The 6,303-nt window shown below is 71.9% G+C and carries 4 protein-coding genes; 2 read left to right on the top strand and 2 right to left on the bottom strand.

What is annotated here, in order from left to right:
- Window positions 1-90: 90 nt before the first annotated feature.
- A complete protein-coding gene (locus ABZZ17_RS02630; RefSeq protein ID WP_356871118.1) occupies window positions 91-2,094 on the bottom strand; it encodes a CocE/NonD family hydrolase in 2,004 nt (667 codons plus the stop codon).
- Window positions 2,095-2,114: 20 nt separating this feature from the next.
- Window positions 2,115-3,620, bottom strand: a complete 1,506-nt coding sequence (locus ABZZ17_RS02625; RefSeq protein ID WP_356871116.1) for a peptide MFS transporter — start codon at window positions 3,618-3,620, stop codon at window positions 2,115-2,117.
- A 202-nt stretch (window positions 3,621-3,822) separates the two neighbouring features.
- On the opposite strand from ABZZ17_RS02625, the gene ABZZ17_RS02620 reads away from it, so the two are divergent.
- Together ABZZ17_RS02620 and ABZZ17_RS02615 are read left to right on the top strand one after the other, a co-directional pair.
- Complete coding sequence (locus ABZZ17_RS02620) at window positions 3,823-4,833, top strand: polyprenyl synthetase family protein (protein ID WP_356871114.1); 1,011 nt, start codon at window positions 3,823-3,825, stop codon at window positions 4,831-4,833.
- 262 nt (window positions 4,834-5,095) lie between these two features.
- Window positions 5,096-6,295, top strand: a complete 1,200-nt coding sequence (locus tag ABZZ17_RS02615) for a sigma-E factor regulatory protein RseB domain-containing protein (protein WP_356871112.1) — start codon at window positions 5,096-5,098, stop codon at window positions 6,293-6,295.
- Window positions 6,296-6,303 lie beyond the last annotated feature (8 nt).

Genomic DNA, 6,303 nt, shown 5'->3' with positions numbered 1-6,303 from the left:
GTACGCGGGCTTCCGCCCGGCGCACCGAGAGCACGCACCAGACGCCGCAGGGCCGCCCTCCGGGCGACGACGGGAGTTTGACGACAGGCCCTAGCCCGCCGCGCGCGGGAGCCGGCGTTCCCAGGTGCGGTGGAAGACGACCTCGTCGCCCTCCCGGCACACCACCTCGTTCGACGTCAGGAAGCCGCCCTCGTCGCACGAGATCTCCGACCGGGACTCGACCCGCGCGTCCCAGCCCAGTTCCGGCCGGTGGAGCCGGATCCGCCAGTCGGAACGGGTGCGGGCCGACAGCGGGTCGGCCTCCTGGATCTCGTACACCTCCAGCGCGTCCTCGCTGAACTCCAGCCCGTCCGGGTACACCCGCGTGCCCCCGTACCGGGGGTCCACCTCCAGCCGCCAGGTCCCGCGCGCCACGTCCCGTACGACCAGCCGTTCCGGGCGCGGTTCCTCCAGGGTGTCCGGGTGGACCACGCCCAGCGGCTCGGCCTGCTCCGGGGCCTCGAAGACGATGTCCTCCGCCCGGGCGGAAGCCGACCGCACCGGGAGCTCCAGGGTGCTGCCCTCCGGGTCGAGGGTCCAGCCGGCCTCCGAGCCGGCCCGGGGCCAGATCCACGGCCAGTACGCGGAGGACACCGCCAGCCGGATCCGGTGGCCCGGCGGGAAGGAATGGCCGATGCCGTTCAGCTCGAAGGTGACCTCCTCGGCCGCGCCCGCGGGCCACGGCACGGCCCGGTCCCTGCCCCGGCGCGCCGACAGGTTCAGCACGCCCCGGGTGACCAGCGTCGAGGACCCGTCGGGGGCCACGTCGCACAGCCGCGCCACGGCCTGCCCGTACGGGACGTCCATGCGCAGCCGCAGCGTCACCTTCGGCCGGCCGAGGATCTCCACGGGCTCGCCGGACCCGACGGGGAACTCGAAGCAGGCCGACTTGGCGTCCTCCTCGCGCTGGTCCGGCGGCAGGTCGGCGTCGTTGCCGAAGGGGAAGAAGCGGCCCGCGTCGAGCCCGGTGTGCTGCGGCGAGGCGACCACCACCGGCGGGCCCTGGAGCCCGTACGAGACGGGTACGACGGACGGCGACGGCCAGGCCCGCTCGCCGGCCCAGCGGCCCGGCAGCCGCTCGTACACGGTCGCCGGCGGGTGGGAGCCGCTGATCCAGGCGCGCAGCAAGGGCTCCTCCATGACCCCGTTGTCCTCGCCCCGCAGCCAGTGGTCCCACCAGCGCAGGGTTTCCTGGAGGAAGCCGATCGCCGGGCCCGGCGGCAGCCCGCGGTCCGGGTACTGGTGGGACCAGGGCCCGATCAGGCCCCGGACCCGCCCCGCCGGGAGGTGTTCGACGAGCCGCAGCACCGTGTCCCGGTACGGGTCGTGCCAGCCGCCGACGGCCAGCACCGCCGCCCTGACGGCCCCGTAGTCCTCGCAGACGCTGCCGTGGCGCCAGTAGTCGTCGCGGGTCTGGTGGGACAGCCAGGTGTGGACGAGGGGCTCCACGGCCTCCAGCCGGTCCAGCCACTGCTCGCGCCAGCCGTCCCCCGCGTAGAGCGGGTCCGGTGGCCGCGAGGCGAAGGCCAGCATGGTCGCCGACCAGGCGTGCATGTCCACGGCCAGGACGGAGCCGCCCATGTAGTGGACGTCGTTGTCGTACCGGTCGTCGGTCGAGCAGACGGTGACCACCGCCTTCAGGGCCGGCGGGGCGAGCGCCGCGATCTGGAGGCTGTTGAAGCCGCCCCAGGAGATCCCGAACATGCCCACCGCGCCCGTGCACCACGGCTGCGCGGCCAGCCATTCCACCACCGCGACCCCGTCGGCCAGTTCCCGCGCGTCGTACTCGTCGCCCGGGTGCCCGCCGCTGCAGCCGTGGCCGCGCACGTCCACCCGGACCGAGGCGTAGCCGTGCCCCGCGTACCAGGGGTGGCGCTGGCGGTCGCGGGGCGCGGTCCAGTCCGTGAGCCGGTACGGCAGGTACTCCAGCAGGGCGGGGACGGGCTCGTCCGTCACCGGGCGCCAGATCCGCGCGTACAGCTCCACGCCGTCCGGCAGCGGGATCCGGACGTCCTCCTGGGTGGTCGCGTACGGGAACGCGGTACGGATGATCATCGGTGGTCGGCCACCCTTTCTCAGTGGACGGGGTGCATCGTGCGGCGCAGCCAGGGCGCCAGTGCGACCACGACGAGGCCCGCCGCGACCGCGACGGCGCCGTTGACGCCGAAGTAGACGGGGTGGGAGACCTGGTCGTAGAGCTTGACGACCTGGGCCTGGATGCCGTTGGCGAGGGCCAGGGAGAGGAACCACAGGGCCATCGTCTGGCTCGCGTACGCCCTGGGGGCGAGCTTGGTGGTGGCCGACATCCCGGAGGTCTCCAGCAGGACGTCGCCGAGCCCCAGCAGCAGGTACGAGCCGACGATCCACCAGGCGGCCATCTTGTACGTCTCGTCGGCGTGGCCCGAGGTGGGGATGACCATCAGCAGGAACGACAGGCCGCCCAGGATCACCCCGATGGCGATCTTGTTGGAGGCGTGTGGCTGGCGGTGGCCCATGCGGGCCCACAGGGCGGCCACCACCGGGGCCAGCAGGACCTCGAAGGCGCCGAGCGCGGACGCGTACCAGCCGGCCGGGAAGTCGAAGCCGAGGATGGTGGTGCGGGCGTTCGTCGAGGCCAGCAGCATCATCGTCGAGTAGGCCTGGAAGAGGATGAAGTTGAAGGCGACCGAGGCCAGGAAGAGCACCACGTACGGGCGCAGCCGTCCGCGTTCCTCGGCCGTGACGCGCGGACTGCGGAACATGACGGCGAAGTAGACGACCGGCGCGATCACCGAGACGAGGGTCAGCAGGTCGACGAAACGGTCCATCGTCAACCAGCCGATAGCGGCCAGGAGGGTGGCGATCGCGGCGAACGCGACACACCCGCCGGTGATCTTCCACACGGCGGCGCGCATCGCGTCGGGCGCGAGGGCGTACTCGGCCGAGTGCTTGCGTCCGGCCAGATGGCGGCGTCCGAGGACGTACTGGACGAGCCCGGCGGTCATGCCGATGGCGGCGGCGGAGAAGCCCCAGTGCCAGCCCTGGCGTTCGCCGAGCCAGGCGGTGACCAGCGGTCCGGCGAAGGCGCCGATGTTGATGGCCATGTAATAGAGGGCGAATCCGGCGTCGCGCCGCTCGTCGGCCGTGCGGTACAGCTTGCCCACCATGCTGGCCACGTTGGGCTTGAGCAGGCCGGTGCCCGCGCTGATCAGGCCCAGTCCCACCCAGGTCATCACGGCGGTGGGCACGGCCATGGCGTAGTGGCCGCAGGCGATCAGGATGCCGCCGAAGAGGACGGCGCGGTAGGAACCGAGGATCCGGTCGGCGAGCCATCCGCCGGCCACGGAGACGAGGTAGACCATGGTTCCGTACGCCGCCGAGACGGAGGCGGCGGTGCCGGGGTCCATCCCCATGCCGCCGTTCGCCACCGAATCCGCGAAGTAGAGGACGAGGATGGCCTGCATGCCGAGGAAGGAGAACCGCTCCCAGACTTCCAGCCCGGACAGGGTGGCCAGGCCCCTCGGGTGCCCGAGGAAGGCGTGGTCGTCGCCGGGTGGCGGCTGGTCCGCCTCCGGATCGTCCGGCTCGTCTCGGTCGGTCACAGTTCTGGACAAAACGTATTCTCCGGTTGTTTCGGTTTCCTCAGAACATACCGGTGTGGATCGGGCGCTGCGCGCGTGGCGGCCGGACAGGCGCTCTGGGTGATCGAAAACGGACCGGATACGCTGGCTTGAGTGATGGCAGCGACACATCGACAATCCATGTGATCGTCAAGGTGATCGTCAGCAGACAGGAGTACCCCTCGTGACCGTCGTCGGGCCGTTCGGACTGAGCGTGCGGGACCAGGCTCTTGAGACCGATGTCCAGGCCGGACTGGCCGCCGTCGAGGCGGGTCTGCTGGAGGCCACCAAGAGCGAAGTCCCCTTCATCACCGAGGCCGCACAGCACCTGGTGAGAGCCGGAGGCAAGCGCTTCCGCCCGCTGCTGGTGATGCTCGCCTCCCGCTTCGGGGACCCGTACGCTCCCGGCATCGTGCCGTCCGCGGTGGTCGTGGAGCTCACGCACCTGGCCACGCTCTACCACGACGACGTCATGGACGAGGCGGACGTGCGCCGCGGGGTGGAGAGCGCCAACACCCGCTGGGGCAACTCCGTCGCCGTCCTGACGGGTGACTTCCTCTTCGCCCGCGCCTCGCACATCCTGGCCGACCTCGGGCCGGAGGCCGTCCGCATCCAGGCCGAGGCCTTCGAGCGGCTGGTCACCGGTCAGATCCTGGAGACGGCCGGTCCGCGCGACGGCCGCGACCCGGTCGCGCACTACCTCGACGTCATCGCCGGCAAGACCGGCTCGCTGATCGCGGTCTCCGGCCGGTTCGGCGCGCTGATGGCCGGCGCCGACGAGTCGGTCGTCGACATCCTGACCCAGTACGGCGAGCGGCTCGGCACCGCCTTCCAGCTCGCCGACGACGTCCTCGACATCGCCTCCGACTCGCACGAGTCCGGCAAGACCCCGGGCACCGACCTGCGCGAGGGCATCCCGACGCTGCCCGTACTGCGGCTGCGGGAGACGGCGGAGCGCGACGGCCGCCCCGAGGACCTGGAGCTCGTACGGCTCCTCGACGGCGACCTCACGGACGACGCCCGGCACGCCGAGGTCCTCGCCCGCCTGCGGGTGCACCCCGCGCTGGAGCAGGCCCGCCGCGACACCATCCGGTACGCGGAGGACGCGCGCGCCACGCTGGCCCCGCTGCCGGAGTGCTTCGCGAAGTCCGCGCTGGAGGAACTGTGCGACGCGGTGGTCCACCGCGCCGGCTGACCTCCCCGGGCCGCAAGGCGCCGCGCCCCGCGGGCGCCCGCGCCCCACGCCACCGGAACGGGCCCTTCCTCCCGCACGACCCCTACGGGTCGGGGGAGAGGGGCCCTTTCCGTGTCATCCCACGGTCGTACGCGGAGTTGGCTCCGGGGGCTGACGCGGTCCGCGCCCCGATTTGGTCAGATGGAGTCATCAACCCCACCGGATCGGGTGAGTGCGGCGACACGGGGGTCGCCGCCGTAGACACAGAGGGCAGGGCACTGACATGGCAGCGAACACGAAGACCTCTCGGAAGGCCGCGCGGTACGCCGTACCGGTCGCGGTGGTGGGCATCGCGGCGGCGACCGTCGCGATGGTCCCCGCCTTCGCCAACGCCGGCGGACCCGACCTCCCGAAGGTCACGGCACAGCAGCTCATCGAGAAGGTGGCCGCGTCCGACGTCGAACAGCTCTCCGGCACCGCGCGGCTGACCACCGACCTCGGCCTGCCGAAGATCGCCTCCGGCCTGCTGGGCGGCGGCGGGGTGACCGGCGGCTCCGCGAACCCGGAGGACAAGGTCGCGCAGCTGGCGAACGGCTCGCACACCTTCCGCGTCGCGGCCGACGGCCCGGACCGCCAGAAGCTCACCTTCCTCGACGGCAAGGACGAGTACAGCCTCGTCCACAACGGCGACGACGTGTGGGGCTACGACTCGAAGTCCAACGAGGTCTTCCACGAGAAGAACCCCGAGGCGGGCCGCTCCGGCAAGGGCGAGCACAAGACGGCCGACCGGCTCGGGGGCTCCTCCCCGCAGCAGCTGGCCCAGGAGATCCTGAAGGCCGCCGGCCCGACCACGGACATCAGCGTGGGCGACACCGCGCAGGTGGCCGGCCGGGACGCCTACCAGCTGGTCCTCAAGCCCAAGCAGAGCGGCTCCACGGTCGGCTCGGTGCAGATCGCGGTGGACGCCAAGAACGGCGTGCCGCTGCGCGTGCAGCTGCTGTCCAGCCAGGGCGGCAAGCCCATCGTCGACGCGGGCTTCACCCAGGTCGACTTCGCCAAGCCGGCCGCCGACACCTTCAAGTTCACCGTGCCGAAGGGCGCCAAGGTGACCGAGGGCCTGGAGGACAAGGGCAAGGAGCACGGCAAGGAGCTGAAGGCACTGGAGTCCTTCCCGGGTCTCGACGCGCTGACCGGCGGCCCCGGCAACGGCGAGGTGAAGGTCCTCGGCGAGGGCTGGGCCACGGTCGCCCGCATCGACACCGGCGCCGGCAAGGGCCTCAAGGAGCTGGAGAAGGACAAGAACGCCCCCAAGGAGGCGCAGCAGTTCCTGAACTCCCTCGGGGACAAGGTCTCCGGGAAGTTCGGCGAGGGCCGCGTCCTGTCGACCCGCCTGGTCAACGCCCTGATCACGGACGACGGCAAGGTCTACGTCGGCGCCGTCACCAAGGACGCGCTGGTCAAGGCGGCCGACTCCGCCAAGTAGGCACATCG

Origin of the sequence: Streptomyces sp. NPDC006512 (assembly GCF_040611935.1) — a bacterium.
GTDB lineage: Bacteria > Actinomycetota > Actinomycetes > Streptomycetales > Streptomycetaceae > Streptomyces.
This window is presented reverse-complemented; position numbering and strand designations above follow the sequence as displayed.

Bases quoted from the DNA above. Each gene is read 5' to 3' on its own strand.
- ABZZ17_RS02630 (WP_356871118.1), bottom strand. From the start codon at position 2,094: ATGATCATCCGTACCGCGTTCCCGTACGCGACCACCCAGGAGGACGTC.
- ABZZ17_RS02615 (WP_356871112.1), top strand. From the start codon at position 5,096: ATGGCAGCGAACACGAAGACCTCTCGGAAGGCCGCGCGGTACGCCGTA.